Origin of the sequence: Methylobacterium sp. Leaf466 (assembly GCF_001425565.1) — a bacterium.
GTDB lineage: Bacteria > Pseudomonadota > Alphaproteobacteria > Rhizobiales > Beijerinckiaceae > Methylobacterium.
The window spans coordinates 42988-68922 of the sequence record NZ_LMRC01000007.1 but is presented as its reverse complement, the minus strand read 5'-3'; the positions used below and the strand labels follow the sequence as shown (position 1 = coordinate 68922).

24 protein-coding genes are annotated in these 25935 nt (G+C 70.6%); 14 read left to right on the top strand and 10 right to left on the bottom strand.

Going from position 1 to position 25935, the window contains the following annotated elements; all coding sequences use genetic code 11:
- Positions 1-51: 51 nt before the first annotated feature.
- Together ASG59_RS05180 and ASG59_RS05175 are read left to right on the top strand one after the other, a co-directional pair.
- Complete coding sequence (locus tag ASG59_RS05180; protein ID WP_082494421.1) at positions 52-1134, top strand: glycosyltransferase family 2 protein; 1083 nt, start codon at positions 52-54, stop codon at positions 1132-1134.
- On the top strand, positions 1059-1778 hold the full coding sequence (locus ASG59_RS05175; RefSeq protein WP_200945934.1) for a class I SAM-dependent methyltransferase: 720 nt from the start codon (positions 1059-1061) through the stop codon (positions 1776-1778). Before ASG59_RS05180 ends, ASG59_RS05175 begins: the two co-directional genes overlap by 76 nt.
- Here the strand turns inward: ASG59_RS05175 and ASG59_RS05170 are convergent.
- On the bottom strand, positions 1760-2848 hold the full coding sequence (locus tag ASG59_RS05170; protein ID WP_200945933.1) for an HD domain-containing phosphohydrolase: 1089 nt from the start codon (positions 2846-2848) through the stop codon (positions 1760-1762). The genes ASG59_RS05175 and ASG59_RS05170 overlap by 19 nt on opposite strands.
- Before the next feature lie 445 nt (positions 2849-3293).
- Here ASG59_RS05170 and ASG59_RS05165 point away from each other — a divergent pair, with 445 nt between their 5' ends.
- Positions 3294-3650: a CsbD family protein gene (locus ASG59_RS05165; RefSeq protein WP_055887296.1), complete on the top strand. Its 357-nt coding sequence runs from the start codon at positions 3294-3296 to the stop codon at positions 3648-3650.
- Between the two features lie 46 nt (positions 3651-3696).
- Here ASG59_RS05165 and ASG59_RS05160 read toward each other — a convergent pair whose 3' ends face one another.
- Both ASG59_RS05160 and ASG59_RS05155 read right to left on the bottom strand, forming a co-directional pair.
- Positions 3697-4482, bottom strand: coding sequence for a 3-hydroxybutyrate dehydrogenase (locus ASG59_RS05160; RefSeq protein WP_056407332.1), 786 nt, complete (start codon positions 4480-4482; stop codon positions 3697-3699).
- 57 nt (positions 4483-4539) lie between these two features.
- Positions 4540-4926: a hypothetical protein gene (locus ASG59_RS05155; protein WP_056282305.1), complete on the bottom strand. Its 387-nt coding sequence runs from the start codon at positions 4924-4926 to the stop codon at positions 4540-4542.
- A 365-nt stretch (positions 4927-5291) separates the two neighbouring features.
- Here ASG59_RS05155 and ASG59_RS05150 point away from each other — a divergent pair, with 365 nt between their 5' ends.
- The 3 genes from ASG59_RS05150 to ASG59_RS05140 all read left to right on the top strand — a co-directional run bounded on the left by ASG59_RS05150 (position 5292) and on the right by ASG59_RS05140 (position 9431).
- Positions 5292-6038, top strand: a complete 747-nt coding sequence (locus ASG59_RS05150; protein ID WP_056407330.1) for a PRC-barrel domain-containing protein — start codon at positions 5292-5294, stop codon at positions 6036-6038.
- A complete protein-coding gene (locus tag ASG59_RS05145) occupies positions 6035-7378 on the top strand; it encodes an MFS transporter (protein ID WP_056407328.1) in 1344 nt (447 codons plus the stop codon). Before ASG59_RS05150 ends, ASG59_RS05145 begins: the two co-directional genes overlap by 4 nt.
- Before the next feature lie 277 nt (positions 7379-7655).
- Entirely contained in the window at positions 7656-9431 is a 1776-nt protein-coding gene (locus ASG59_RS05140) for an ABC transporter ATP-binding protein (protein ID WP_200945931.1), read from the top strand.
- 266 nt (positions 9432-9697) lie between these two features.
- Here ASG59_RS05140 and ASG59_RS05135 read toward each other — a convergent pair whose 3' ends face one another.
- A complete protein-coding gene (locus ASG59_RS05135; RefSeq protein ID WP_056407325.1) occupies positions 9698-11641 on the bottom strand; it encodes a potassium transporter Kup in 1944 nt (647 codons plus the stop codon).
- A 237-nt stretch (positions 11642-11878) separates the two neighbouring features.
- Positions 11879-13195, bottom strand: coding sequence for a flavodoxin-dependent (E)-4-hydroxy-3-methylbut-2-enyl-diphosphate synthase (gene ispG, locus ASG59_RS05130; protein WP_055887278.1), 1317 nt, complete (start codon positions 13193-13195; stop codon positions 11879-11881).
- Positions 13196-13703: 508 nt separating this feature from the next.
- Between ispG and ASG59_RS05125 the strand changes: the two genes are divergently transcribed.
- The 3 genes from ASG59_RS05125 (at position 13704) to ASG59_RS05115 (ending at position 16408) form a co-directional block, all read left to right on the top strand.
- Positions 13704-14780 carry a patatin-like phospholipase family protein gene (locus ASG59_RS05125; RefSeq protein WP_056407356.1) on the top strand — a complete coding sequence of 359 codons (1077 nt, stop codon included), beginning with the start codon at positions 13704-13706 and terminating at the stop codon, positions 14778-14780.
- A gap of 120 nt (positions 14781-14900) precedes the next feature.
- Entirely contained in the window at positions 14901-15509 is a 609-nt protein-coding gene (locus tag ASG59_RS05120) for a sigma-70 family RNA polymerase sigma factor (protein ID WP_056407324.1), read from the top strand.
- Between the two features lie 107 nt (positions 15510-15616).
- Positions 15617-16408, top strand: coding sequence for an anti-sigma factor (locus ASG59_RS05115; protein ID WP_056407322.1), 792 nt, complete (start codon positions 15617-15619; stop codon positions 16406-16408).
- 111 nt (positions 16409-16519) lie between these two features.
- Here the strand turns inward: ASG59_RS05115 and ASG59_RS05110 are convergent, their stop codons facing one another.
- Positions 16520-17530, bottom strand: a complete 1011-nt coding sequence (locus ASG59_RS05110; protein ID WP_056407320.1) for a bifunctional riboflavin kinase/FAD synthetase — start codon at positions 17528-17530, stop codon at positions 16520-16522.
- 291 nt (positions 17531-17821) lie between these two features.
- On the opposite strand from ASG59_RS05110, the gene ASG59_RS05105 reads away from it, so the two are divergent.
- Both ASG59_RS05105 and ASG59_RS05100 read left to right on the top strand, forming a co-directional pair.
- Complete coding sequence (locus ASG59_RS05105) at positions 17822-18205, top strand: response regulator (protein ID WP_055887268.1); 384 nt, start codon at positions 17822-17824, stop codon at positions 18203-18205.
- Between the two features lie 103 nt (positions 18206-18308).
- Positions 18309-18848: a protein phosphatase CheZ gene (locus tag ASG59_RS05100; protein WP_055887468.1), complete on the top strand. Its 540-nt coding sequence runs from the start codon at positions 18309-18311 to the stop codon at positions 18846-18848.
- Between the two features lie 30 nt (positions 18849-18878).
- On the opposite strand, the gene ASG59_RS05095 is transcribed toward ASG59_RS05100, so the two are convergent.
- Both ASG59_RS05095 and ASG59_RS05090 read right to left on the bottom strand, forming a co-directional pair.
- Positions 18879-19778, bottom strand: coding sequence for a TIGR01459 family HAD-type hydrolase (locus ASG59_RS05095; RefSeq protein WP_055887266.1), 900 nt, complete (start codon positions 19776-19778; stop codon positions 18879-18881).
- A gap of 118 nt (positions 19779-19896) precedes the next feature.
- Positions 19897-21390: an EAL domain-containing protein gene (locus ASG59_RS05090; RefSeq protein ID WP_056407318.1), complete on the bottom strand. Its 1494-nt coding sequence runs from the start codon at positions 21388-21390 to the stop codon at positions 19897-19899.
- A gap of 259 nt (positions 21391-21649) precedes the next feature.
- Between ASG59_RS05090 and ASG59_RS05085 the strand changes: the two genes are divergently transcribed.
- Together ASG59_RS05085 and ASG59_RS05080 are read left to right on the top strand one after the other, a co-directional pair.
- Entirely contained in the window at positions 21650-21871 is a 222-nt protein-coding gene (locus ASG59_RS05085) for a heavy-metal-associated domain-containing protein (protein ID WP_055887260.1), read from the top strand.
- A gap of 20 nt (positions 21872-21891) precedes the next feature.
- On the top strand, positions 21892-23232 hold the full coding sequence (locus ASG59_RS05080) for an aspartate aminotransferase family protein (RefSeq protein WP_056282351.1): 1341 nt from the start codon (positions 21892-21894) through the stop codon (positions 23230-23232).
- A 30-nt stretch (positions 23233-23262) separates the two neighbouring features.
- Here the strand turns inward: ASG59_RS05080 and ASG59_RS05075 are convergent, their stop codons facing one another.
- Both ASG59_RS05075 and ASG59_RS05070 read right to left on the bottom strand, forming a co-directional pair.
- The gene (locus ASG59_RS05075; RefSeq protein WP_056407316.1) at positions 23263-23610 is read right to left on the bottom strand and encodes a hypothetical protein; all 348 of its coding nucleotides are present in this window, start codon (positions 23608-23610) and stop codon (positions 23263-23265) included.
- A gap of 101 nt (positions 23611-23711) precedes the next feature.
- Positions 23712-23966 carry a hypothetical protein gene (locus ASG59_RS05070; RefSeq protein WP_055887250.1) on the bottom strand — a complete coding sequence of 85 codons (255 nt, stop codon included), beginning with the start codon at positions 23964-23966 and terminating at the stop codon, positions 23712-23714.
- Between the two features lie 291 nt (positions 23967-24257).
- Here ASG59_RS05070 and ASG59_RS05065 point away from each other — a divergent pair, with 291 nt between their 5' ends.
- Positions 24258-25931: a formate--tetrahydrofolate ligase gene (locus ASG59_RS05065; RefSeq protein WP_055887247.1), complete on the top strand. Its 1674-nt coding sequence runs from the start codon at positions 24258-24260 to the stop codon at positions 25929-25931.
- Positions 25932-25935 lie beyond the last annotated feature (4 nt).

The following is a 25935-nucleotide window of genomic DNA, read 5'->3' as shown; positions in this document are numbered from 1 at the left end:
GGGCGTGGGGTATCGGCCCCTTGCGACGAGCCAAGAGGTGGGCCCGAGGTCATGCGCGTCCTGATCTCCCTGGTGGTGCCGGTCTACAACGAGGCGGCCTCCGTGGGCCCGTTCCTGGCCCGTGCCGAGCCGGCCCTCGCGGCCGCCTGCCGACTGGTCGGGCCGGGCACGGGCGCGGAGATCCTGTTCGTGGACGACGGCAGCAGCGATGCAACGCCGGCGGTCCTGCTGGCCGCCCGCTCGCGCGAGGACGGGCCGCGCATCGAGATCGTCAGCCTGTCGCGCAACTTCGGCAAGGAGGCGGCCCTGGCCGCGGGCCTGCGCCATGCCGCGGGCCGCGCCGTGATCCCCATCGACATCGACCTGCAGGACCCGCCGGAGGTCATCCCGGAGATGGTCGCCAAGTGGCTGGCCGGCGCCGTCATCGTCAACGGCCTGCGCTGCGACCGCACCTCGGACAGCTTCCTGAAGAAGCTCACCGCCGGCTCGTTCTACCGCCTCTACAACCTGATGGCGGACCGCCGGATCTCGGCCGAGATCGGAGACTTCCGGCTCCTCGACCGCAAGGTGGTCGACCTGCTCAACCAGTTGCCCGAACGCTCGCGCTTCACCAAGGGCCTGTTCCCCTGGCTCGGCTTCGTCCAGGACGAGGTGCGGTTCGTGCGCGAGACCCGCGCCGTGGGGACCAGCAAGTGGCGCTACTGGCGCCTGTGGAACCTCGCCCTCGACGGGCTCGCAGGCTCCACCACCGCGCCGTTGCGGATCTGGACCTACATCGGCCTCTCGGTGGCCGGTCTCGCCTTCCTCTACGGCCTCGCCCTCGTGGCGATGACCCTCGTCTCGGGCAACCCGACCCCGGGCTACCCCTCGATGATGGCCACGATCCTGTTCCTGGGCGGCCTCAACCTCCTCTCCCTCGGCATCATGGGCGAATACGTCGGCCGCATCGCCACCGAGGTGCGCGGACGGCCGCTCTACGTGGTCGACCGCGTCACCGGTGCACCCGAGGCCGCCCCAGAACAGGACGACGAACCATGGAACAGGCGGTCTTCGCACGCATGGCCTCCAACGAGGCCGAGCATTGGTGGTTCGCCGGCCGACGCGCCATCCTCGCGACGCTCGTCGCACGGCTGATCCGGCTGCCCGAGCGGGCGCGCATCCTCGAAGTCGGATGCGGCAGCGGCGGCAACCTCGACCTCCTGGCCGGTTTCGGGCGCCTCGACGCCCTGGAGCAGGACGCCACGGCGCGGGCCACGGCCCAGGCCCGCTCGGGCATCGCCGTGGGGGCGGGCGCGCTGCCGCACGACCTGCCGGTGGCGGACGGCGCCTACGACCTCGTGGCCCTGCTCGACGTGCTCGAACATGTGGAGGCCGACGAAGCGTCGCTGTCGGCACTCGGCGCCAAGCTCGCGCCGGAGGGGCGGCTCCTCGTCACCGTCCCGGCGATGCCCTGGCTGTGGTCGGCCCACGACGTCGTGCATCACCACAAGCGCCGCTACACCCGCGCCGGCCTCGGGCGCACCGTGGCGGCGGCGGGCCTCGTCGTGGAGCGTAGCGGCTACTTCAACACGGCCTTGTTCCCCCTCGCCGTGGCCTCGCGGGCCTTCAAGGCGATCCTCGGCGACCGCTCGGGCGACGACGAGATGCCGTCGCCCCCCGTCAACGCCGTGCTGAAAACGGTGTTCGCGGCCGAGCGACACCTCCTCGGGCGGCTGCCGATGCCCGTCGGCCTCTCGCTCTACGCGGTGGTCGGGCGGCCTCAGGCGGCCCCGGCGTAGCCGGCCGAGCGCAGCACGATCGGCGCGAAGGCCCTGAGCAAGGGGAGATCGAGCTTCGAGGACATCTTGCACATGATGGCGTGCGCCTCGTCGTGGGGGAGCGGGTTGCGGTAGGGCCGCCGCTCGGTCAGCGCCGAATGGATGTCGCAGATCGTCACCAGGCGCACGAGGTCCGGGATCGACGGCCCTGCCAGGCCGGAGGGGTAACCGCTGCCGTCGAGCATCTCGTGGTGGTGACGCACCACCGCGAGCATGGCGTCGTCGAACTCGCCCTGGGCGGCGAGGATGTCGGCGCCGATGTCGGGGTGGGTGCGCATCACCGCCATCTCGTCGGCCGTGAGCTTGCCGGGCTTGTTGAGGATGGCCGCCGGGATGCGGGCCTTGCCGAGGTCGTGCAGCAGCGCCGCCTTGGACAGGCGCATCTGGTCGGCGCGGCTGAAGTTGAGCTGCAGCGAGAAGGCGGCGGCATAGCCGGCCACGCTCAGGGAATGCTGGTAGAGCTGCGAATCGTGGTGGCTGATGGTTTCCAGCCAGGTGCGGATGCCGCAATCGGAGATCGCCTCGAGGATCACCTCGGTCCCGGCGTCCACCTCGGCCGCCCTGATCGGCTCGCCCGATTGCGCCGCCTCGAAGGCGCCGCGGATCACCAGGCCGGCCTGTCCGGCCAGGCCCTGGACGAGGGAGGCCCTCACCGAGAGGCGCGCCTGGTTGATGCGGGCCTGCTGGACCGCGTCGATGAGGTCGAACAGCGCCGTGAGGATGGTCGGGCGCACCGCCCCGGTCGGCAGCGTCCGCGTCGCGCCGAGGGGATGGGGGGCGGTGTCGGGATGGGCCGAGGCCGTGCGCGGGAGATACAGGCAGGGCACCCGCAGGTCGTTGAGCCGGCCGAGCCAGCGCACCGCCTCGGTCTCGTCGGCGATGTCGATCAGGCCGACCAGGGGAAGATCGTCGGGAAGGCCCGCACCCGGTCCCACCACCCGCGAGGCGATGACGCGGACCGTGCCGCGAGCGAGGTCGCGGGCCTGGTCCGGCCGGTCGGAGACGATGAGGACGAAGCTTTCCTGTGCCACCGGACTATCCGTTGTCGACACCGGCGGCACGGACGAAGTCCCGCCGCCGGCGCCCGCGTCGAACGCGACGCGACCTTGCCTGTAAGATATACGGGAAAGTCATCATAAATCGTTGCGATGCCGGACGGTCCCGGCATGGACCGACGGGGGCGCCGTCACCGAAGAAGCCTTGCCGCCGTGCGCTTGCCATCGCGGGACTCGCTCGATCGCGGTTCGAGGATGTGCGATCGCAAGGGCGTTGTCAAAATGCCGCAGTCAGCGGGAGGCGCGTGTCTCGCGAGGCCGGGGGCGGCTCCCCCGTCGCGTGCGCCAACGCACGTGAATCCACAACGGCGGGCGGTGCCGTTCGTGTGCCTCGCACGTTCTGTGACCGTCAGACTGCGGACGGCCGACGCCTCGGGCGCAGGCCGCCGCGCCTCCTCACCTGTCGAAGAAAGTTTTCACCATGGTTGATACGGATCGCATCGTCGGCGCTGCCAAGGATGTCGGCGGCCGCGTGCAGAGCGCAGCCGGTGACCTGACCGGCTCGTCGCGGGACTCGGCCGAGGGCCGCTTCCGCGAGGCGCAGGGCCGCGCCCAGGAGGTCTACGGCCAGACCAAGGACACCCTGCGCGACGTCGCCGACGACGTCACGGAGTACGCTGGCGATGCCTACGACCGCGTTTCGAACCGGGGCGGCGCATACCTGCGTGACGGCACCCGTGCCGTGGAGACCCAGGTCGGCGAGAACCCCTTCGTCGCCCTGCTGATCGCCGGCGCCGTGGGCTACGGCCTGGCGCTGCTGCTGCACGCCCGCCGCTGAGCGACGAAGGTGCGGCCGTCGTTCGCGGCCGCACCGATTCCGATCGTCACTGGGCGGTCCAGCCGCCGTCCATGGCGAGGTTGGCGCCGGTCATCTGGCTCGCCGCGTCCGAGCACAGGAACACCGCCAGGGCCGCGACCTGGTCGACGGTGACGAACTCCTTGGTCGGCTGTGCCGCCAGGAGCACGTCGTTCATCACCTGCTCCTTGGTGAGACCGCGCGCCTTCATCGTGTCGGGGATCTGCGCCTCGACGAGCGGCGTCCAGACGTAGCCCGGCGAGATGCAGTTGACCGTGATGCCGAAGGTCGCGAGTTCCAGCGCCGCCGACTTCGTCAGCCCGGCGATGCCGTGCTTGGCCGCCACGTAGGCGGACTTGAAGGGCGAGGCCACGAGCGAGTGCGCCGAGGCGGTGTTGATGATCCGCCCCCACTTCCTCGCCTTCATGCCGGGAATCGCCGCCCGCATGGTGTAGAAGGCCGACGAGAGGTTGAGGGCGATGATCTGCTCCCACTTCTCGGGCGGAAAATCCTCGATCGGCGAGACGAACTGCACGCCGGCATTGTTCACGAGCACGTCGACCGAGCCGAAGCTGCGTTCGCCCAGTTCGATCAGGCCGGCGATCTCGTCCGGCTTGGTGAGGTCGGCCGGCGAATAGGCCGCCTTGACCCCGAACTCCGCCTCGATCCCGGCGCGCTCCTTCTCGGTGTCTTCGGGTTTGCCGAAGCCGTTGATGACGACGTTGGCGCCCTCCTTGGCGAAGGCGCGCGCATAGGCGAGGCCGATGCCGCTGGTGGAGCCGGTGACGACGGCGGTCTTGTCTTTCAGGATCATGGCGTCCTCCGGGTTGGGTCGGCGGGCCGTCGACGGGGCGGCCTGGACGGATAGCCCTCAGAACTTGCCGCCGAGGCCCACGCCGCCGCCGGGATTGATCTGCGGTGCGAGCCCGCCGGAGCTGCTGCGGGTCTCGTCCGTGACGTCGATCTCCTCGCGGTTGATGCGGCGCTCCTGGGCCGCGGTCCGGCCCCCGGCGCCGGCCGCGGTCTTGGGCAGGGCGATCTGGCGCGTCGGCCGGGTCTGGAGCGGCACGCCGTCGGGATCGACCTCGGCCGCCCGCGCGGTGCGGTCGGGCAGGGCGCTGCGCATCGAGGGCGGCGGGCCGACCTCGCTCACCGGCATCACGCCGCCGCCGCCGCCCAGCGCCTGACAGCCGCCGAGCAGGGCCGCCGCGAGGATCGCGTACGAGAGGGAGCGGCTGGTTCTGGCGGCGTGGGACATCGACGAAAATCCTGGAAACGCGGTGCCGGCCCGCCGGTGCGACCGGCAAGAGGCGGCCCTCTCGATCCGGCCGCGTGACGCGACCGTGTGCGGCCTCTCTACGCCGGGCCTTGCCCGAAAACCAGATGCCCGGCCCGGTTGCGAAGGGCTCCCCGTTGAGAAGGGCTCCCCCTTGAGAGGGGCTGCCCGTGACGGCGCCCGGCCTGGATCTTGCCCGGCGTGAGCCGAGACCGGCGCTCGCTTCCATCCACAACTTCGCCTAGGTCCTTGCGCAATGACGTCGGCCCCGCCCTCTCGCGGGACCACGCCGGACCGGTCGCTGTCGTGCGCGAGGCCGGCGCGACGCCTGATCGAGGACCTTTGTCGTGCTCAGAACTGTCCGGACGATCGCCGCCGCGACGATCACCGTATGGGCCGCCGCCGCCTCGGCCGCCGACGATCCGCCGACCACGGGAGGCACCGCGCAGGCCCAGCCGGCCGCGCCGGAGGCCGGCCCGCCGCCGCCGCCCGTGCAGGCGGGACCCGGCAGCGGTCCGGCTCCCGCGCCGCCGCCGCCATCACCGCCGGGTTCCGTCCTGCCCGCCGGCACCCCGGCCACGGTGCTCGACACCCAGGATTACGAGGGCATCCTCGGCAAGGGCGTGCGCAACGCCGCCGGCGAGGACATGGGCCGCATCATCGACATCGTCCTCGACAAGGACGGGCGCCCGCGCGCCGCCATCATCGACTTCGGCGGCTTCCTCGGGGTCGGTTCGCGCAAGATCGCCGTGGACTGGCGGGCCCTGCGCTTCAACCAGGAGGGCAAGCCCGGCCGGCCGGTGATCCAGCTCACCCGCAACCAGGTCCGGGTCTCGCCCGAATACAAGCCGGGCGATCCCATCGTCGTGCTCGGTCCGGCGAGCCCGAGCGTTCCGGCCGAGGCCGACCAGGCGTCCCGGCCGGCCTCGGCCGCACCCTCGCAGCCGCCGGCTTCCCAACCGCCCGCCCAGCCGCCGACGCCGCCCGCACCCGCACCGGCGGCCCAGACCGCTCCCGCCCCGGCGCCCGTCCCCCCGACGCCGCCAGCGAATCCGGCACCGGACAAGCCGCCCGAGAAGTCCACGGAACCATGACGGTTCCCCGGTCGCACCACCGCCGCCCGGCACCGCCGCGGGACGTGCCGCGGGCCGAGCTTCGGCCGCGCCCCCTCACCCGACGGGCCACGCCGGCCGACACGGCAGCGGAGACCTCCCCCGACATGACCGCGATCGCACGCGCGAGCAGCCGGGGCCTCGACGGCTTCACCTTCTTCGTCGCCAACCTCCAGACCGGGTTCGGCCCCTTCCTGGCGGTCTATTTCACCCAGGCGCAGTGGACCCAGTCCGACATCGGCTTCGCGCTGACGGTGGGCAGCCTCGTGAGCCTGCTCGGCCAGGTGCCCGGCGGCGCCTTCGTCGACGCCGTGCGCTCCCGCCGGTTCTCGGCGGGCGTCTCGGTGGTGGCCATCGCCGCCAGCGCCTTCGCGCTGGCGATGTGGCCGAACTTCCTCATCGTGCTCCTGGCCATGGCCGTCCATTCGGCGGCGAGCTGCATCCTCACGCCCGCCATCGCCGCGATCAGCATCGGCCTCGTCGGCCACGCCAGGGCCGGCGAGCGCCTGGGGCGCAACGCCAGCTTCTCGGCGCTGGGCAATGCGGTGGCCGCCGCCGTGATGGGGGCCTGCGGCTACTACATCTCCAACGACGCGGTGTTCTACTTCACCGCCGCGCTGATGATTCCGACGCTGATCTGCCTCTCCCACATCCGGCCGCCCGCGGCGGGCCGGACCGAGGCGGGGGCGCGCGAGGCGGCCGAGGGCGGGACGGGCGAAGCGCCCGGGGCCGGCATCCGCGCCCTTCTCACCAATCGCGCGCTGATGTGCTTTGCCGCGTGCATGACGCTGTTCTTCCTCGCCAACGCGGCGATGCTGCCACTGGTGGGCAGCATGCTCACCCTGCGCGCCAGCGAGACCGCCACCGCGCTCATCGCCGCCTGCATCGTGGTGCCCCAGGTCGTCCTGGCCCTCACCGGCCCGGCGGTGGGGCGCGCCGCCGAGCGCTGGGGGCGCCGCCCGCTTCTCCTCATCGGCTTTGCCGCCCTGCCGATCCGCGGCCTGCTGTTCGCCTATACCGAGAGCCCGGAGCTCCTGGTGGCGATCCAGGTGTTGGATGGCGTCTCGGCGGCGGTGTTCGGTGTGATGGTCCCCCTCGTCGTCTCGGACGCCACGCGGTATACCGGGCGCTTCAACATGGCGCTCGGGGCCGTGGGCACCGCGATGGGAATCGGCGCGGCACTCTCGACCTCGCTGGCCGGCGTGATGGCGGACAAGCTCGGGAGCCAGAGTGCGTTCCTGGGCCTGGCCATCGTCGGCTTCGCCGGCTTCGCGCTCCTGGCGCTCATCATGCCCGAGACCCGCCGCGACCCGCTGGCGTGAGGACGCGGTACCAAATCGGAAACCGGACGACGGCCTTTGGGAGGGACCATGCGCGAACACCGAGACGCCATCGCAGGCCGGGCCGGAGCGGCACGGTGCCTGCCGGCGCCCGACGTACCGGGTCCGTCCGAGCCGATACCGGTAAAAAATAATCTAGCTTGACCGCAGCTTGCAACACTTGCGGGTAGTCCGCGTTGCGACCATGGGCTGAAGCTCATGTGTCGCCCCCAGCACCCGAGCCCCAGGCCCGTGTCGGGGTCCACTTGAACCATCCGGGATGGTCACCATGACGGAAGACCTCTGCGCCTATTCCGACCGGCCCTTCGCCTTCGTCGGGCGCTACCTCAAGCGCCGCGCCCTGCCGCATGTGGTGATCCTCCTCGCGGTGCTGGGCGCCGTCGGCTTCTCGGTCAGCACGGACTACGCCCTGAAGGGCGTGGTCGACGCGCTGAGCAAGGGGCCGAAGTCCGGCCTGATCTGGGGCGCGCTGGGCATCCTCATCCTCTTCATCGCCGCCGACAACCTGCTCTGGCGGGTGGCGAGCTTGGTGGGCTCCTTCACCTTCGTCGGCGTCACCGGCGACATCCGCCGCGACCTGTTCCGGCACATGACCGGGCATTCGCCGACCTTCTTCGCCGACCGCCAGCCCGGCACCCTGGCCTCGCGCATCACCGCGACCTCGAACGCGATCTTCACGGTCGAGAACATGTTCGTGTTCAACGTGATGCCGCCCTGCGTCGCGGCGACCCTGTCGATCGTCTACATCGCCACCGTCAACCTCACGATGGCGGCCGTGCTCGCCGGCATCTTCGCCGCCGTCGTCGTCCTGATGTTCAAGATGGCCGCCGCAGGCCGGCCGCTGCACCACGACTTCGCCGCCAAGGCCGCCAGCGTCGACGGCGAGATGGTGGACCTCGTCGGCAACATGCCGCTGGTGCGGGCCTTCTCGGCGTTCAAGCGCGAGTACACCCGCTTCGACGGCACCATCGGCGTCGAGATGCGCTCGCGGCGCTCGTCGCTGCTCTACCTCGAGAAGCTGCGCATCGTTCACGCCGTCCTCACGGTCTTCGCCGTGCTCGGCCTGCTCTACTGGGCGATCAAGATGTGGGAGGCGGGCGACGCCACCAACGGTCAGGTCGTGCTGGTGTGCACGCTCGGCATCCGCATCCTGGCCGCCACCCGCGACCTCGCGGTGGCGCTCGTCGACGCGACCCAGCACACCGCCCGCCTGTCGGAAGCCCTGCACACCCTGCTGCAGCCGCACGACCTCATCGACCACCCGGAGGCGACGCCGCTCGCCGGCACCACCGGCGCCGAACTCACCTTCGACCACGTCGCCTTCGCCTATCCCGACGGCCGCGCCGTGTTCACGGACTTCGACCTCGTCATCGAGCCGGGCCAGCGCATCGGCCTCGTCGGCAAGTCGGGCGGCGGCAAGTCGACGATCTTCTCGCTGCTGCAGCGGTTCTACGAGGTCCAGGGCGGGCGCATCCTGATCAACGGCCAGGAGATCAACCGGGTGACGCAGGATTCCCTGCGCGAGGCGATCACCGTGGTGCCCCAGGACGTGTCGATGTTCCACCGCACCCTGCGCGAGAACATCCGCTACGGCCGGCCCGACGCCTCCGACGAGGACGTGTGGAAGGCCGCCGATGCGGCCCATTGCACCGACTTCATCAACGCCCTCCCCGAGGGCTTCGACACCATCGTCGGCGACCGCGGCGTGAAGCTCTCAGGGGGCCAGCGCCAGCGCATCGCCATCGCGCGCGCGATCCTCAAGGATTCGCCGATCCTGCTCCTCGACGAGGCGACCTCGGCACTGGACGCCGAATCGGAGGAGGCCATCCGCCACGCGCTCGCCAACCTCATGAAGGGCCGCACCGTCATCGCCATCGCCCACCGGCTCTCGACCCTGAAGGACTTCGACCGGATCGTGGTGCTGGAGGGCGGCCGCATCGTCCAGGACGGCTCGCCCGACAAGCTCACCCATCTCGACGGGTTCTACCGCGAGCTGATGAAGAAGGAATCGATGTCGCTGTCCGCGGCGGCGTGAGGATCGGGCTCGCGCGCTCCCACGAAGCCGGTTGGATTCCGGATCATTCGGACCCGCTCCCTCGTCCTGAGGGGCCCGCGTCGGCGGGCCTCGAAGGAGGGCTCCAGGGATCGCCGCGGGTTCTGCCGCGCTTCGTATAGGCCTTCGCTTCGGGCTCGGCGCTCAGGATGAGGGGGGAGCCAGCCGGGACGAGGTTCGGCGATGCGTGCCGGCGGACGTGTCCGAGGCGAAGTGCTTTTCCCGAGGCGAAGTGCTTTCGCCCCCGCTCACACCGTCACCTGGGTTCCCACCTCCACCACCCGTCCGGTGGGGATCTGGAAGAAGTCCGTGGCGTCGTTGGCGTTCTTGGCGAGCGTGATGAAGATCCGGTCCTGCCAGAGCGGCATGCCCGAGTGGGCGGCCGGGCGGATCGAGCGGCGCGACAGGAAGAACGACGTCGACATGATGTCGAACTTGAAGCCCTGCTTGCGCAGTTGCGCCAGCGCGCGGGGGATGTTGGGCGTCTCCATGTAGCCGAACTTCATGACGATCTTGGAGAAATGCGGCCCGATCGGCTCGATCCGGCTGCGGTCGGCCTCCTCCGAGCGGGGGGTGTCCACCGTCTGCACCGTGAGGATGACGTTCTTCTCGTGCAGAACCTTGTTGTGCTTGAGGTTGTGCAGCAGGGCGGCCGGGGCGATCTCGGGGTCGCTCGTGAGGAAGATCGCGGTGCCGCGGACATGGTGCGGCGGGCTCTTCTCCAGCATCGCCACGAGCTCGACCAGCGGCACGTCGGTCTTGCGGGTCTTCCTGACGAGGATGCCGACGCCGCGCACCCAGGTCCACATCACGATGATGAGCCCGGCCGCGAGCACCAGCGGGACGTAGCCGCCCTCGAACACCTTGAGCAGGTTCGAGAGCAGGAACAGGAACTCGATCACGATGAACGGCATGATCGCCGCCGCCGCCGCGATCGGCGACAGCTTCCAGACCTTCCACAGCACCACGTAGGCCATGCTCGCCGTGAGCAGCATCGTGCCGGTGACCGCTATGCCGTAGGCGGAGGCGAGCGCCGAGGAGGAGCGGAACAGCACGGCCAGGACCACGACGCCGAGCAGCAGCAGCAGGTTCACCTGCGGCAGGAAGATCTGGCCCGAATGCGATTCCGAGGTGTGGCGGATCTCGAGCCGGGGCAGGAGGCCGAGCTGGATCGCCTGGCGCGACAGCGAGAACGCGCCGGTGATCACCGCCTGGCTCGCCGTGACGGTGGCGAGCGTCGCCAGGATCACCATCGGGATCAGCCCCCATTCCGGGACGAGCTGATAGAACGGGTCGGCGGTGTCGGGCTTGGCCAGCACCAGGGCGGTCTGGCCGAGGTAGTTCAGGATCAGGCAGGGCCCCACGAGGCCGAGCCAGGCCACCTGGATCGGGCGGCGCCCGAAATGGCCGAGGTCGGCGAACAGCGCCTCCGCCCCCGTCACCGCCAGGAACACCGCGCCCAGCGCCACCAGCGCCCCGGTGCCGTGCCCGAGGAGGTAATGGACCGCGTACCAGGGATTGAAGGCGGCGAAGACGCCCGGGTTGGCGGCGATATGCGGTACGGCGGCGAGACCGAGCGCCAGGAACCACACCACCATGATCGGTCCGAAGAAGGCCGCCACCTTGCTGGTGCCCCGGCTCTGGACCAGGAACAGGGCGACGATGATCACGATGGTGATCGGCAGGACGTAATGCTCGAAGGCGGGGGTGATGAGCTTGATGCCCTCCACGGCCGAGAGCACCGAGATCGCCGGCGTGATGACCGCGTCGCCATAGAACAGCGAGGCGCCGAGCAGGCCCAGGACGAAGACCAGGGTCGACCCGCCGAGCGCCTTGCGGGCCAGCGCCATCAGCGAAAGGATGCCGCCCTCGCCGTTGTTGTCCATGCGCAGCAGGATGACGACGTATTTGATCGTCACGATCAGGACCAGCGCCCACAGGATCAGGGACGTGGTGCCGAGCACCTCCTCCTCCAGCAGGACGCCGTCGGCGCGGGCCGGGCCGAGGGCCTCGCGGAAGGCGTAGAGCGGGCTGGTGCCGATATCGCCGTAGACGACGCCGACCGAGCCGACGACGAGGGTCCAGAACGGCGTCGGCACGTGCTCGCGCTGCGTCTCCACCGGGTCGACGACGACGCGGCCCGCCGCGTCGGGGGGAGCGGCCGCTGGGCTCGGGGCGTCGGGTTGCGTCATGTTCGGAAATCCAGGCTCTGGCCTGCGAGAGATCGGCCCGCAGCACGTGCGTTCGCAGGACACGGGCTTGCAGGAAGTCGGCCGTCGACGGACCGGACCGACGCGGGTTCGTGTCGCGCACGAACGACCGCCGGCCGGGCGTGGCGTCGTCGGCCGGTAGATGCAGTCATGCGATGTGACGACCGAGGGGTCGGTGGCGCCGGAACGACAGGGTCGCGGATCGGCACGTCCGCTGCCCTATTCGGCCGCGCTCCGCGCACCGGAGCCGAACCGGCGTTCGATGTACTCGATCACCACGGTCTCGAAATCCTTGGCCAGCGTCGCCCCGCGCAGGGTCATCGCCTTCTTGCCGTCGATGAAGACCGGGGCGGTGGGGGTCTCGCCGGTGCCGGGCAGCGAGATGCCGATGTCGGCGTGCTTGGATTCGCCCGGTCCGTTGACGATGCAGCCCATCACCGCGACGTTGAGGCCCTCGACGCCCGGATAGCGCTTCTTCCACTCCGGCATCGAGGTGACGATCCAGTTCTGGATGTCGCGGGCGAGTTCCTGGAACGTCGTCGAGGTGGTCCGCCCGCAGCCCGGGCAGGCCGCCACCAGGGGTACGAAGGTGCGGAACCCCATGGTCTGCAGGAGTTCCTGGGACGCCTTGACCTCGACGGTGCGGTCGCCGCCCGGCTCCGGGGTGAGCGAATAACGGATGGTGTCGCCGATGCCTTCCTGCAGCAGCACGCCGATGGCGGCCGAGGCCGCGACCAGGCCCTTCGAGCCCATGCCGGCCTCGGTCAGCCCGAGGTGGATGGCGTAGTCCGAGCGGCGGGCGACCTCGCGGTAGACGGCGATGAGGTCCTGCACCGCCGAGACCTTGGCCGAGAGGATGATGCGGTCCTTGGGCAGGCCGAGTTCCACGGCGCGCTCGGCCGAGGTGAGGGCCGATTGCACCATCGCCTCGCGCATCACCGCGCGGGCGTCGATGGGCCGGGGCAGCTTGGCGTTCTCGTCCATGAGGTGCGTCAGCAGCGCTTCGTCGAGCGAGCCCCAGTTGGCGCCGATGCGCACCGTCTTCCCGTAGCGGATCGCCTGCTCGATGATCGTCGAGAACTGGACGTCCTTCTTCTCCTTGAAGCCGACGTTGCCCGGGTTGATCCGGTACTTGGCCAGCGCCTCGGCGCAGGCGGGATGGTCGGACAAGAGCTTGTGGCCGATGTAATGGAAGTCGCCCACCAGCGGCACGTGGACGCCGATTCGGTCCAGGCGCTCGCGGATCTTGGGCACCGCCGCGGCGGCCTCGTCGCGGTCGACGGTGATGCGCACCAGCTCCGAGCCGGCGCGCGCCAGCTGCGCGACCTGGGCGACGGTGCCGTCGATGTCGGCGGTGTCGGTGTTGGTCATCGACTGGACGACGATGGGCGCGCCCCCGCCGACGGTGACCGCGCCTTCGCCCGTGCCGACGGTGACGCCGACGGTGCGGTGGCGCGGCGACGGGCCGGCGATCTCCGGCCCCGTCCCGGTGGGAAAAGTGCCTTCAGGCTGGGTCGTGACGGCCGAGGCTTCCATGGTCTGTCTCTCGGAGGCGTTCATCGTGGACCTTGGGAACGTGGTGAGACCCGCCGCTTCGGACCCTGCCGTTGCGGACAGGAGCCCCCGGTGTCGCGGAAACCCCGAAATCCCTTCGCAGTGGCGAAGGGCGGTCGCGGTCCCACGCGCTCCCACGGGTCAGCTGAGACGGCCGCGTCCCGGCGTCAAGCCATGGCCGCCCTCCGGTGGGCGCATGCCAGGGTCGAGCGCGGTCGCGGCCCGCCGTGGCCGTCCCGTGGCGAAACCCATGTCGCATCCTTGGCGCGTTGTCGAGTTTGGCGTGTGGTCGAGGTTTCGCGGTGCCGTCGGGTGGTCGCCGCCCCCGCCCGCTCGCAGGGCAGGGCTGCGGAACCGCCATGGCGATCCCGTGTTGTCGCTGCGCAGCGAACGATTATGTTGCGGTGCAACATATGAGGGGTTCCGGATGGACGACGTCTCGCAGACCGATTTGCACGACCGCCAGACCGCGATGGCGATCTCCGATTCGATGGGCGACCTCATCACCGCACCCCGCGCGGGGACGCCGGCGACCGGGCCCGTCGAGGGTCTGCGCGGCCCGAAGGTCGAGAAGATGGTGTCCCTCGCCCTCCAGGGCGGCGGTGCCCACGGCGCCTTCACCTGGGGCGTGCTCGACGCCCTGATCGAGGACGGTCGCATCGGCTTCGAGGCCATGAGCGGGGCGAGCGCCGGTGCCATGAACGCCGTCGTCATGGTCGACGGCTGGCTCGAGGGCGGGCCCGACGGCGCGCGGGCGGCCCTCTCGCGGTTCTGGAACGAGGTGAGCCTCGACGGCGACCTGTGGCCGGTCCAGCGCGGGGTGGTCAACGGCTTCCTCGACCTGTGGAAGAACAACCCCGTGGTCGACTTCTGGACCCGGGCGCTGAGCACCAGCCCCTACGTCTCCAACCCCCTCAACGTGAACCCGCTGCGTAAGGCTCTGGCCAAGCACGTGGACTTCGAGCGGCTGCGTGGCGCGGCCACATCGGCCATCTACGTCTCGGCCACCAACGTCTGGACGGGCAAGCTCGCGGTGTTCGAGCGCGAGGTGCTCAGCCTCGACCACCTCATGGCGTCCGCCTGCCTCCCCACCGTGTTCCAGGCGGTGGAGATCGACGGTGTGCCGTATTGGGACGGCGGCTACCTCGGCAATCCGGCGATCTATCCCCTGTTCCAGGGCGCCGAGACCCGCGACGTCGTGCTGGTCCAGATCAACCCGGTGGAGCGGCGCGAGACGCCGCGGACCCGCGAGGAGATCCAGAACCGCCTCAACGAGATCACTTTCAACGCCAACCTGATGCGCGAATTGCGGGCGATCGATTTCGTCGACCGGCTGATCGACGACGGGGTGCTCGGCCGCAACGACTACAAGAGCGTGCTGGTGCATCGCATCGACGGGACGGGTGCCCTCGACGATTACACGGCCGCCTCGCGGCTCGACGCACGCCTGAAGATGTTCGAGCGGCTGCGCGACACCGGCCGGGCCGCGGCCAAGACCTGGCTCGCGGAGAGCTACGAGGGCGTCGGCCGCACCTGCACCCTGGATCTGCGCGCCACCTACCAATGAGGCCGCCAGTGAGACCCGGTACCCGTCGGGCCGACGACGGGCACCGGGTCGGGGGTTGCGGGGATTCACCCAAGGTGGGGGATTAGGCCGGGACGGTCGCGCGTCTATATGGATATGCGCATGGGACCATCCGACCGTCAGCCCGATATCGTCGACCTGCTGGTGCCGATGCGGCGCTACGCGCGGGCGTTGACCCGCGACACGCTCAAGGCGGACGACCTCGTCCACGACGCCATGGTCCGCGCCCTGGAGGCGCGCCCGACCCTGAGGCCCGGCACCAACCTGCGCACCTGGATGATGACGGTGCTGCACAACGTCTTCATCGACGAGCAGCGCCGCAAGCGCGTGGAAGCCCGCCATGCCGATGTCCTCGTCCAGCTGACCGAGGAGGTCGTGCCGCCCGCCCAGGAAGGCCATGTCCGCCTCGCCCAGATCCGCCGGGCCTTCCAGACGCTGCCGGAGGAGCAGCGTGCCGCGCTCCATCTCGTGACCATCGAGGGCATGGCCTACGCCGACGCGGCGGTGGTCCTCGGCATTCCGATCGGCACCTTGATGTCGCGCCTCGGCCGCGGCCGGGCGGCGCTCAGGGCGTTCGAGGCGGGCGAGGCGTCCGGTGCGGAGCCGGCGCCGCGACGGGCGCAGGCCGATGTGCCGCGATTGCGCCTCGTGCCGGCATCGGCGCCGGACGAGGCCTTGCCGTCCGGGCGGCGGGCGTCCGGCGAGGGCTGAGGCAGGCCGTCCAGTCAGTGTGGCGAGGACCGAGGACAGGGGCGCCGCCGGATTTCGAGACATCCGGCCGTGAGCGACCCGTCCACAGCAGCGAGAGCGAGCAGACCATGACCGAGCCGTCGACCACCGATCCGATCACCGAGCACGATCTCATCGCCTATGTGGACGGTGAGCTCGCGATCATGCGCCGCCTCGACGTGGAGGCGCATCTGGCACGCCACCCCGACGTCGCCGCCCGGGTGATGGCCGAGCTGCACGACCGCGACGCTCTGCGCGAGGCCTTCGCCCAGCCGCCGACGCCGGGGCCGCAGCGCAACCGCGAGGCGGCGCGCCGCCTCGACCGCTCCCTGGCCTGGGGGCGTTTCACCGACCGCCTGCGCCGCGCCGCCGCCATCGCGATGCTGGTGGGAGCGGGCTGGCTCGCCCATTCCGACGTCGGCGCCTTCGGCATCGCCGACACCCAGGCCTCGCCGATCGACCCGGCCCTGATGGCCGATGCGCAGCAGGCCCGCGAGGCCGCCCGCATCCGCGCGCGCATCGCGTCCCAGCGTCTCGCGCCGGCCTACGACCAAGCCGGGATCGAGGCCGCCACCGGCATCCTCCTGCCGGCGCTGCCGGCGGGATGGACGGTCAAGGACGTCCAGGTGTTCCCGTCGCGGACGGGGGCCGGGATCGAGGTGGCGATCGAGGCCGAGGATCTCGGCGAACTGGCGCTGTTCGCCACCCACCGCCCGGACGGCGACGCCACGTCGGCCCCGGTGACCCGCTCGCAGGACGGCGGCACGGCCTATTGGACAGACGGACGCTCGGCCTATCTCCTGAGCGGCGCCGCCGACGGCGAGCGCCTGGGCAAGGCGGCCGCGCGCATGGCCGCCAAGGGCGACCGGCCGCAGCTCTGAGACGGTTTCCGCCTGGATAAAGTGAGAACCGTATCAACCGAGCCCGCGCGGCGCTCGATCGAAGCCCATGTCCGCATCACGACGCAGGTTCCGCACCCGTGACGCACCGCGTCACAGCATCGAGGGCAGCCTGTCCGCCGTGAGGCGAGACCGTGCCTCGGCCGCGTCGCGGTCCATGCGGGCGATCAGGGCCTCGGCGCTCGAAAACCGCTCTTCGCCACGCAGGTAGGCCACGAACTCCACCGTCATCTCCTGGCCGTAGAGGTCGCCGGAGAAGTCGAACAGGTTGACCTCGAGCAGGGGTGCGCCGTCGTCGAAGGTCGGGCGGCGGCCGTAGCTCGCGACCCCGTCGCACACCCGCCCGTCCCGGAGCTTGGCCCGGACCGCGTAGATGCCGTGGGCGAGCTCGCAGGGGCCCAGCGCCATGTTGGCGGTGGGATAGCCGAGGGTGCGCCCGCGCTTGTCGCCGTGGCGGACCTCGGCGGTGACGAACCAGCGATAGCCGAGCAGCGCGTTGGCCCGGGCGACGTCGCCGGAGGCCAGGGCCGTCCGGATCGCGCTGGAGGAGACCGGCACGGGATCCTCGGGCATCGCCACCGCCTCGATGATCCGGCAGCCGAGGCCGGCGGCGGCGCAGAGGGCGGCGAGAATCGCCGGTGTGCCCTCACGGCCACGGCCGAAATGGAAATCGTGCCCGATCACCACGCCCGAGAGGCCGAGGTCGCGCATCAGCAGGCCCTCGACGAAGGCCGCCGCCCCGGTTCCGGCCAGGGCGGCGTCGAACCGGCGCACGATCAGGCCATCGAGCCCGAGCCGGTCGAAGATCCGCTCCTTCGCCCGGCGGTCGCTGAGGTGGAACAGCGTCTCGCCGGGATTGAAGTACACCCGCGGATGCGGCTCGAAGGTGAGGACGACGGCCGGGCGCCCGTCCACCGCCGCGGTCTCGCGCACCGCCGCGACCAGGGCCCGGTGCCCGCGATGGACGCCGTCGAAATTGCCGATCGCCGCCACCGCCCCGCCGAGGCCGGCCGGCACCGGCTCGTCCTCGCGCACCACGAGGAAGGGCGCGCGCCGCATCGGTGCGCCGGGGGAGGGCGTGGCCGTCTCGTCGCCAGGCAACATCGGGTCCGGAAGGGGTAAGGGGGGTCGGCTGGCGCGGAACCTGTCGAAAACCCCCATGGGGGTCAAGCGCGGGACGCCCTCGCGGCGGCGGCGCGTTCGCCGCATCGGCCATGAGTGCGCCCGGAGCGGCCACCGCCCTGTTTTGGCGCGCCAGCGCCCGGAGCAGTTAACCGGTTCGCAATTCCGTCCTCGGTATTGTCGGTCACAAGAGGCGCCGTTGCGGTGCTTCCCCGAAACTCGTGACGGGGCGCGCGCCGCGCCGGCCCTCGTACTGACGGAGCAGAGCAGACCATGGCCCTCGATCTCGGCATGCCGATCCTCGTGGTGGACGACTATCAGACGATGGTCCGCATCATCCGCAACCTCCTCAAGCAGCTCGGCTTCGAAGAGGTCGACGATGCGTCCGACGGCACCGCGGCCCTGGCCCGCCTCAAGAACCGCAAGTACGGCCTCGTGATCTCCGACTGGAACATGGAGCCCATGACCGGCTACGAGCTGCTGCGCCACGTTCGCGCCGACGAGAACCTGCGCACCACCCCGTTCATCATGGTCACCGCCGAGTCGAAGACCGAGAACGTCATCGCCGCCAAGAAGGCCGGCGTGAACAACTACATCGTCAAGCCGTTCAACGCGGCCACGCTCAAGACCAAGATCGAAGCCGTCTGCGGCGCCTGATCCTCGTCAAGGATCGGTGACGCGTTAAGACCGGACGACACACGACGGAATGGGAGCGGGGCCGATGGGGGGGGCAATCAACGCGAGGATGGCGGCTCCCGCCATGCCCAAAGCCGTGGGTGCCGCAACGACGAAGCCTGCGGCGACCTCGGCGAAGCCGTCGCTGATCCGCGAGCTCGTCGATATCGCGGACTACATCACCCACGTCCGCAACGAGATCGCCGCCCTGCGGGCGAACGAACTCACCCGCGACCGTCTGCCGATGGCCCACGAGGAGCTGGACAGCGTGGTCCAGGCGACCGCCGGCGCCACCAACTCCATCATGACGGCGGCGGAGGAGATCCTGTCGCTGCCCGACGACGGGAACTACCGCGCCAGCGTCGAGGCGCGGATGAACGACATCTTCGAGGCCTGCACCTTCCAGGACATCACCGGCCAGCGCATCCGCAAGGTCGTGGACGCCCTGCGTCAGCTCGAGACGCGGCTGTCGCGCTTCGCCACCGCGGTCAAGGCCCGCGACGAGGCCGGCATCGACCCGGCCGAGATGGAGCGCCGCATGCGCGACGAACTCCTCATCCTCAACGGCCCGCAGCTCAAGGGGCCAGCGACCCCGCAGGACGCCATCGACGCCCTGTTCGATTGAGCGGCGGCCAAGCCTGCGAGACCAGCGAGCCTACCAGACCAATTTGTCGATGACCGCGTCCGGCCGCACGCTCTGGGCGGCCAGCCAGCCGGCGATGTCGCCGAGGGTGTGGTGCTCGGCGGTGACCCCCAGTTCCTCGGCGTGGATGCCGCGCGCCACCAGGAGGTTCGGGATGCCGAACCGCGCCGCGCCGTCGATGTCCGTGCGCAGCGCGTCGCCCACGGCCAGCACCCGGCCCAGGTCCGGCGGCGGCAGGCCGTCGAGGGCGGCGGCCTTGGCAAGCGCCTCCTCGTAGACCGGCCGATACGGCTTGCCGGCATAGGTGACCGCGCCCCCGATCTCGGCATAGGCGGCGGCGATGAGCCCGGCACAGGGGATCAGCACCTTGTCGCGCTCGACCACGAGGTCGGGGTTGGCGCAGATCATCGGCACGTCCCGCGCCCGCAGGGCCGCCAGCACCGCGCGATAATCCTCCGCCGTCTCGGTGGCATCGTCGAACAGGCCGGTGCAGACCACCGCCTCGGCCTCCTGCGGCCCCACCAGCGACAGGTCGAGCCCGGAGAAGATCGTCAGGTCCCGCTCGGGTCCGAGGTGGTGGATGCGGATGCCGGGCGTGCGCGCCAGCAGGCTGCAGGTGAGGTCGCCCGAGGTCAGGATGGCGTCGTAGGCCTCGCGCGGCACGCCGTAGCCGTCGAGGATCGCCTGGACGCCGGGCCAGGGCCGCGGCGCGTTCGAGACCAGCACCACCCGGCGCGGCCGGCCGGCGGCGGGCAGCGCGCGGAACCGGATCAGGGCCTCGCCGGCCCCGCGGTGCGCCTTGGTGCCGTCGTGCAGCACGCCCCAGACGTCGCACAGGATGAGGTCGACGCCCTCGGCGATGCCGGCGATGCCCGCCAGGATCGGGATAGGCGGCGGGACGGTCTGGGACATGGGATGAGGCCATCGAACGGATCGGGGCACGGATCCGTTCGGGCGGGTCGAACCGACCGGACGCCCCGCGCCCCGCAGCGGTTAAGCCGCCGGTCCGGCGAAATCAACGTCGCCCGGTTCAGCCGGCCCGGCGCAGGAAGTCCCGGAACGGGCGCCGCTGCGGCGCCGGCTCGCCGTCGGGCGCGGGCGGCTGCGGCGCGGCGGCCGTTGCCAGCACCTCGGCCCGCACCGCCCGGGCCGGGGCGAACAGGGCTCCCTGCGCCAGGGGAATGCCGAGGTCGATGAGGTCGGGCACGTCGGCCTCCCGCTCGACGCCGTCCGCCACCACGCGCACGCCGGCCCGGCCGAGCGAGGTGACGAGGTCTTCGAGGGCGATGTCCGGCATCGCCTGGCGGCTACCCGGACGCAGGATCATCTCGGCGGGGATCTTGATCTGGCCGATGCCGCGGTCGGCCAGGGCCAGGGGATCGAAGCGCATGTCCACCGGCCGGTCGAGGGTGAAGCCGAGCTGGCCACGCAGGGCGAGGAGCGCGGCCGACTGCTCGGCATCGAGGTTGCGCCAGCTCTCCTGCGGCAGCGACACCACGAGCCGCCCGGCGAGGCTCGGCCCGTCGCTCACGAGGCGGGTCAGCGAGCGCAGGAAGCCCGGCTCGTACAATGAGAACGGCGACAGGGCATAGGCCACCGCCGCGTTGCTGCCGCGCCCGCCGAGATGGCGGCCGATGGTGGCCACTTTCTGGATCATCCGCCGGTCGAGGTCGGTGGTGCGGCCGTGGCGTTCGAGCACCGGCAGGAACAGGTCCGGCGCCAGCACCTCGCCCGAGACGCGCAGGCGCGCCACCGCCTCGTAGGAGACGACCTTGCGCTGGGGCAGGCTGACCAGGGGCTGCAGGTGGACCTCGAGCCCGTCGCCCTCGAAGGCCGCGATCAGGGCGGTCTCGCGCTGGCGCTGCTCGCCCGAGCGGTCCGGCGGGGGCGGGTCCGCGGGTTCGCCGCCGCCGCGTGCTTCGACGGTGGCGAGGGGACGGGGCGCCCAGGGCGCGCGCGACGGCGCCGCCGTCGCGGCGGCCGGACCGCGGGGCGGTACCACGATCTCCTGGGAGACGGACGGGGCCGGCGCCGGCTGCGCCCTGGCGGACGTCACCGCGGTCGGCACCGGTACGGGGCGGGGCTCTGCCTTCAGCTTGGCGAGGTCGCTGTCCTGGGCGGCGACGATGGCGGCGAGTTCGCGCACGATACCGCTGAGGAGGCCGATCTCCGCCGTGACCTCCTCCACGTTGGCCGAGAGGTCCGCCGTGCCCTCGGCCCGGCCCGTCCGGGCCCTCGCCGTCTCGGCTCTTGCGACCTCGGCGGCCTTCGCCGCATCGCCCGTCCTGCCCGCCTCGAGGGCGAGGAGGCGCTTGGACAGGACGTCGATCTCGCCCGAGAGCTTGTCGCAGCGCTGGGCGAGGGTGCCGGCGCGCCGCTGCAGGATCAGGCCGATCGCCACGGCGACGGCCGCGAGGGCGAAGGCGCCGGCCAGCGGCACGAACACCGCCAGCGGCGGCAGGACGAGCAGCCCCAGCAGCATCCAGACCCAGGGGCCACCGCGCCGGCCGACGAACCTGGCCATGGATTGTTCAACCTCGAACGCGAACGACGTGCAAACGACGCGATGGAAACGGGCCGCGAATCGCGGATCGGCCAGTCTTGTCGGCGGACCGGCGCCCCCACAAGGGTATCGTCGGCGGTCCTGGGTCGATTTTTGCTAGGTGTGGCGCAAAGTGTGGCGCAAAGCTGGCTCGGCACCCGCGTCCGGGACCCCTGCGTCGTCCGTCGCGGCGACGGCGGACGCGGGCGGTAATCGAGGACATGCCGGGAGGGCTCAGCCGATGGACGCGATGCGGACGGACCTTCTCATGCGGGTCGAGGGCATGACCTGCGACGGCTGCGCCGCCGCGGTGACCCGGGCGATCCGCCGGCTCGACCCGCAGGCCGACGTCGCGGTGGACCGCGACCACGGCCGCGTCGCGGTGACGACCCTGGCCCGCGCCGACGGTATCGCCGAGGCGCTGACCCTGGCCGGCTACACCGCCACCCCGATGGAGCCCTGATTCTCGACATGAACCCCGCCATGAATCCTGACGTGCGCGCCGCCCCTGTCGGGCCCAACGACCTCGACGCCTGGTGGATGCCCTTCACCGCCAACCGCGCCTTCAAGGCGGCGCCGCGGATGATCGTGGGCGCCAGGGACATGCACTACCGCAGCGCCGACGGGCGCCGGATCCTCGACGGCATCGCCGGACTGTGGTGCTGCAACGCCGGCCACGGTCGCGACGCCATCACGGCGGCGATCCAGGCCCAGGCGGCGACCCTCGACTACGCGCCCCCGTTCCAGTTCGGGCACGACGGCGCCTTCACCCTGGCCTCGCGGCTGGCGCATCTGGCGCCGGGCGACCTCGACCACGTGTTCTTCTGCAATTCCGGATCGGAATCGGTCGATACCGCCCTCAAAATCGCGCTGGCCTATTGGGGCGCCAGGGGCGAGGGCCGGCGCACCCGCCTGATCGGGCGCGAGCGCGGCTACCACGGCGTCGGCTTCGGCGGCATCTCGGTGGGCGGCATCGTCACCAACCGGCGCGCCTTCGGCCTCGGCCTACCCGGCGTCGACCACCTGCCCCACACCTATTCGCGCGAGCACCAGGCCTTCACCGTCGGCGAGCCCGCATGGGGGGCGCATCTGGCCGACGATCTCGAGCGGATCGTCGCCCTCCACGACCCCTCCACCGTCGCCGCCGTCATCGTCGAGCCGATGGCCGGCTCCACCGGCGTGCTGCCGCCGCCCAAGGGCTACCTCGAACGCCTGCGGGCGATCTGCGACCGCTACGGCATCCTCCTGATCTTCGACGAGGTCATCACCGGCTTCGGCCGCCTCGGGGCCGCCTTTGCCGCCGAACGCTACGGCGTCACACCGGACATGATCACCTTCGCCAAGGGCGTGAACTCGGGCACCGTCCCGATGGGCGGCGTCATCGCCAGCGCGCGCATCCACGACGCGCTGATGACCGGCCCGCCCGGCACCATCGAGCTGTTCCACGGCTACACCTATTCCGGCCATCCCCTGGCCTGCGCGGCGGCGCTCGCCACCCTCGACATCTACCGCGACGAGGACCTGTTCGGACGGGCGAGGCGGCTGGAGCCTTCCTTCGGCGAGGCGGTGATGTCCCTCAAGGACCATCCCGGCGTCCTCGACATCCGCACCGTCGGGCTGGCGGCCGCCATCGACCTCGCGCCCCGGCCCGACGCGCCGGGCGCCCGCGCCTACGCGGCCATGGTCGCCGGCTTCGAGGACTTCGACATCGTCGTGCGCGCCGCTGGCGACACCCTGGCCCTGACCCCGCCGCTGATCGTGAGCGCCGACCAGATCGGGGAGATCGTGGACAAGGTCGGCCGGGTGATCCGGGCGGTGGCTTGAAGAGCGACCCGGCTCTCAGGGGCTCCGACGCTACCGAGCGACGACCGTTGTCCGCTTGGCACGGATCAGGGTCTGAAGTTGCGTCAGCACATCGACGAAGAGCGACCTCGGAATCCGTCCGTAGATCACCGATGGCGGCTGTGCGTCTGGAACCGGGCGTAGATCGGGGCCCGGCCACACGAACCGGTTACCTTCCGAAATGATGATCCACTGCCGGCGATCGTCCAGACCGAGCGTCATGCGCACCGCGGCCGGAACCTCGATGCCGACCGTCCGCCCCTCGGGTTCGCGATGGGTGATGGGAACGACGATGCAGCTTCCCCGCTCGGCGTCCTTCGAGATAACGAGGACGGCGGACCGGTCCTTTCGTCCCCCCACCTCACCCTGCTCGTCTTCGTTCGACCACAGGAATGAAAATCGAACGACCGTGCCCGCAATGGGCGGCTGTGTCGGGATCAGCCGGCGAAATCCCGTCGTCGTCAGTCTTTCAGTTCGTCCGGAACGTCAGCGGCCAGAATTTCGTCGGCGATGTCGTCGGGGATGTCGTCGACCGTGAACGATTGCCGGTCCCGGTCGCGCAGGCGGATGAACTCCTCATAGGAAATCAGGACCGTCTTCGGGCGGCCGTTCTTCTTGATCCGGACCGGAGACCGGATGGCCTCGTCCTGGTAGAAGCCCGCCTTCTTGGCGAGGTCGGTCGCGTCGATGTCTACGAACGTGAAAAGGTTCATCATTCACCAGCCGCGGGGGTCTGTTCCGCCTTGGATATGATCCGCAGAATGCGGATCACCCGTAGCTTTAGCAAGGGCGGTCACATGTCGCGAGAGGCCTCGGCCCTCACAGCGGACGCCGTCGGCAAAGGTCGATCGCCTGACGGCACGATTTTTTGTGGGCCGCCTCAAAAAAATCCGAACCGATCAGCGCTTGCCCCGTCGCACCCTGTGATGCCATCGGTCTAGGCTGGACACATCGCCAAGACGGCCGCACGGCTCAACGCCGGCGGGGACGGAATCCGGGAGAGAAGCATGCCCTCAGACATCGAGATCGCCCGCGCGGCGACCCTCAAGCCCATCGCCGAAGTGGCAGCCCGGATCGGCATCCCCGACGAGGCCCTTCACAACTACGGCCGCAGCATCGCCAAGATCGACCACGGCTTCATCAAGTCGCTGGAAGGCAAGCCCGAGGGCAAGCTCGTCCTGGTCACCGCCATCAGCCCGACGCCGGCCGGCGAGGGCAAGACCACCACCACGGTGGGCCTCAGCGACGGCCTCAACCGCATCGGCAAGAAGACCGTGGCCTGCCTGCGCGAGCCCTCGCTCGGCCCCTGCTTCGGCATGAAGGGCGGGGCGGCCGGCGGCGGCAAGTCGCAGGTGGTGCCGATGGAGCAGATCAACCTGCACTTCACCGGCGACTTCCACGCCATCACCTCGGCCCACAGCCTCGCGGCCGCGCTGATCGACAACCACGTCTACTGGGCCAACGAGCTCAACATCGACGTCCGCCGCATCGCCTGGCGCCGGGTGGTCGACATGAACGACCGCTCGCTGCGCGCGATCACATCGAGCCTGGGCGGCGTCGCCAACGGCTTCCCGCGCGAGGACGGGTTCGACATCACCGTCGCCTCGGAGGTCATGGCGGTGTTCTGCCTCGCCAAGGATCTCGACGACCTCGAGGCGCGTCTCGGCCGCATCGTCATCGCCGAGACCCGCGACCGCAAGCCGGTGACCCTGAAGGACGTCAAGGCCACGGGCGCGATGACCGTGCTCCTCAAGGACGCGCTCCAGCCCAACCTCGTCCAGACCCTGGAGGGCAACCCCGCGCTCATCCACGGCGGCCCCTTCGCCAACATCGCCCACGGCTGCAACTCGGTGATCGCCACCCGCGCCGGGCTCAAGCTCGGCGACTACGTGGTGACGGAGGCCGGCTTCGGCGCCGATCTCGGCGCGGAGAAGTTCATCGACATCAAGTGCCGCCAGGCGGGCCTCAAGCCCTCGGCGGTGGTGATCGTCGCCACCGTGCGCGCCCTCAAGATGCACGGCGGCGTCGGCAAGAAGGATCTTTCGGGCGAGAACCTCGAGGCCCTGGAGAAGGGGTTCGCGAACCTCGCCCGCCACGTCGAGAACGTGCGCGGCTTCGGCCTGCCGGTGGTGGTGGGCGTCAACCACTTCTTCGCCGACACCGACGCCGAGCACGCCAAGCTCAAGGAACTCTGCCGCGACAGGCTCCAGGTCGAGGCGATCACCTGCAAGCATTGGGCTGACGGGGGTGCCGGTGCAGAGGAACTGGCCCATGCGGTGGTCAAGCTGGCCGAGGGCGAGCAGAAGCCCCTGACCTTCGCCTACGAGGTCGAGACCAAGCTCGCCGACAAGGTCCGCACCATCGCCACCAAGCTCTACGGGGCGCAAGGGATCTCCATCGACGCCAAGGCCGCCACCAAGCTCGCCCAGTTCGAGAAGGAGGGCTACGGCAACCTGCCGGTGTGCATGGCCAAGACCCAGTACTCGTTCTCCACCGATCCGGCGCTGATGGGGGCTCCCACCGGCCACACCATCGCCGTGCGCGACGTGCGGCTCTCGGCCGGTGCCGGCTTCGTCGTGGTGATCTGCGGTGAGATCATGACGATGCCGGGCCTGCCCAAGGTCCCGGCGTCGGAGGGCATCCACCTCGACGCCAACGGCCAGATCGAAGGGCTGTTCTAACCTC

What these genes read in the sequence shown, in the direction of transcription:
- ASG59_RS05180 (WP_082494421.1), top strand. Translation starts at nt 52, where the DNA reads ATGCGCGTCCTGATCTCCCTGGTGGTGCCGGTCTACAACGAGGCGGCC.
- ASG59_RS05175 (WP_200945934.1), top strand. Translation starts at nt 1,059, where the DNA reads ATGGCCTCCAACGAGGCCGAGCATTGGTGGTTCGCCGGCCGACGCGCC.
- ASG59_RS05165 (WP_055887296.1), top strand. Translation starts at nt 3,294, where the DNA reads ATGGTTGATACGGATCGCATCGTCGGCGCTGCCAAGGATGTCGGCGGC.
- ASG59_RS05160 (WP_056407332.1), bottom strand. Translation starts at nt 4,482, where the DNA reads ATGATCCTGAAAGACAAGACCGCCGTCGTCACCGGCTCCACCAGCGGC.
- ASG59_RS05155 (WP_056282305.1), bottom strand. Translation starts at nt 4,926, where the DNA reads ATGTCCCACGCCGCCAGAACCAGCCGCTCCCTCTCGTACGCGATCCTC.
- ASG59_RS05145 (WP_056407328.1), top strand. Translation starts at nt 6,035, where the DNA reads ATGACGGTTCCCCGGTCGCACCACCGCCGCCCGGCACCGCCGCGGGAC.
- ASG59_RS05140 (WP_200945931.1), top strand. Translation starts at nt 7,656, where the DNA reads ATGGTCACCATGACGGAAGACCTCTGCGCCTATTCCGACCGGCCCTTC.
- ASG59_RS05135 (WP_056407325.1), bottom strand. Translation starts at nt 11,641, where the DNA reads ATGACGCAACCCGACGCCCCGAGCCCAGCGGCCGCTCCCCCCGACGCG.
- ispG (WP_055887278.1), bottom strand. Translation starts at nt 13,195, where the DNA reads ATGGAAGCCTCGGCCGTCACGACCCAGCCTGAAGGCACTTTTCCCACC.
- ASG59_RS05125 (WP_056407356.1), top strand. Translation starts at nt 13,704, where the DNA reads ATGGGCGACCTCATCACCGCACCCCGCGCGGGGACGCCGGCGACCGGG.
- ASG59_RS05120 (WP_056407324.1), top strand. Translation starts at nt 14,901, where the DNA reads ATGGGACCATCCGACCGTCAGCCCGATATCGTCGACCTGCTGGTGCCG.
- ASG59_RS05115 (WP_056407322.1), top strand. Translation starts at nt 15,617, where the DNA reads ATGACCGAGCCGTCGACCACCGATCCGATCACCGAGCACGATCTCATC.
- ASG59_RS05110 (WP_056407320.1), bottom strand. Translation starts at nt 17,530, where the DNA reads ATGTTGCCTGGCGACGAGACGGCCACGCCCTCCCCCGGCGCACCGATG.
- ASG59_RS05105 (WP_055887268.1), top strand. Translation starts at nt 17,822, where the DNA reads ATGGCCCTCGATCTCGGCATGCCGATCCTCGTGGTGGACGACTATCAG.
- ASG59_RS05100 (WP_055887468.1), top strand. Translation starts at nt 18,309, where the DNA reads ATGCCCAAAGCCGTGGGTGCCGCAACGACGAAGCCTGCGGCGACCTCG.
- ASG59_RS05095 (WP_055887266.1), bottom strand. Translation starts at nt 19,778, where the DNA reads ATGTCCCAGACCGTCCCGCCGCCTATCCCGATCCTGGCGGGCATCGCC.
- ASG59_RS05090 (WP_056407318.1), bottom strand. Translation starts at nt 21,390, where the DNA reads ATGGCCAGGTTCGTCGGCCGGCGCGGTGGCCCCTGGGTCTGGATGCTG.
- ASG59_RS05085 (WP_055887260.1), top strand. Translation starts at nt 21,650, where the DNA reads ATGGACGCGATGCGGACGGACCTTCTCATGCGGGTCGAGGGCATGACC.
- ASG59_RS05080 (WP_056282351.1), top strand. Translation starts at nt 21,892, where the DNA reads ATGAATCCTGACGTGCGCGCCGCCCCTGTCGGGCCCAACGACCTCGAC.
- ASG59_RS05070 (WP_055887250.1), bottom strand. Translation starts at nt 23,966, where the DNA reads ATGATGAACCTTTTCACGTTCGTAGACATCGACGCGACCGACCTCGCC.
- ASG59_RS05065 (WP_055887247.1), top strand. Translation starts at nt 24,258, where the DNA reads ATGCCCTCAGACATCGAGATCGCCCGCGCGGCGACCCTCAAGCCCATC.